1 protein-coding gene is annotated in these 1,093 nt (G+C 74.0%); it reads right to left on the bottom strand.

Annotation, left to right across the window (positions count from 1 at the left end):
- On the bottom strand, positions 1 to 1,093 hold a 1,093-nt coding region (locus DBR36_RS16885), incomplete at both ends, for an NAD(P)/FAD-dependent oxidoreductase (RefSeq protein ID WP_108320845.1).

The following is a 1,093-nucleotide window of genomic DNA, read 5'->3' on the forward strand; positions in this document are numbered from 1 at the left end:
CGGCGGGACTGCCCGCGGGCACGTGCGTGTAGGCCCAGAGCACGTGCCGGCCGTCGGGAGCACGCGTGGCGTCGAAGAGCGTCGGCTGCGCCGCCAGCACGTACGGCGCGTCGGGCAGCTGCCCTCGGTCGACCGCGTTCTCGGCCGCTGCGATCTCGGCCCGCGTTCCGCCGATGTGCACGGTGCCCGAGCGCGCCACGTCGGGGTCGGCCCACGGCACCGGTTCCGACAGAGCGAAATCGACCTTGGCGACACCGCCGCCGTAGCGGAACCGCTCCAGCGTGCGACGGTAGGCCGACGGCATCCGCTCCCCCGCCAGACGGATCATCGTGCGGGGGTTCGTGTCGAGCAGCACCGCGCGGGCGGGAGGCAGCTCGTCGAGCGAGGTCACCTCGACGCCCGCGTGCAGCACACCGCCGTGCGCGCGGATGTCGTCGATCATCGCGTCGGCGATCGACTGGCTGCCGCCGACCGGGATCGGCCAGCCGCGGCCGTGACCGTAGGTGGCGAGCACCAGACCCGCACCGCCGGCGGCCAGGCTCGGCTGGTGCAGGATGGTGTGCGCGGACACGCCGGTGATCATGCTCGGTGCAACCTCGTCGCGGAAGCGGGCGTTCCACCACGGTCCCCCCTGCTCGAGCGCGCGCAGACCGAAGAACACGGCCGCGAGGGGGTCGCCCGGGATGCGCAGAAGGGCGTTGCCGGTGAAGTCGGCGACACCCCGCAGGTGCGACACCAGGGGCTTCATGAGACGCTCGTACGCGGGTCCGTCGACGCCCAGCCCCTCGGCCGCCCGCGCGAGATCGCGCCAGGCCAGGCCCGCGCGTCCCCCGTCGAGGGGGTGCGCGTACGACACCTCCGGCACGACGAACGGCACACGGCGGTCCAGTCCGAACTCGCGGAAGAACCACGATTCGAGGGCGAGCGGATGCACGGCCGAACCGACGTCGTGGCGATAGCCGGGCAGCGTCAGCTCGGCCGTCGCGGCGGCGCCGCCGAACTGCGCGGACCGCTCGTAGACCGCGACCGCGAGACCCGCGCGCGCGAGCGTCACCGCCGCCGCCAGGCCGTTGGGCCCCGAGCCCACGATGAT

Origin of the sequence: Microbacterium sp. HMWF026 (assembly GCF_003061325.1) — a bacterium.
GTDB lineage: Bacteria > Actinomycetota > Actinomycetes > Actinomycetales > Microbacteriaceae > Microbacterium > Microbacterium testaceum_E.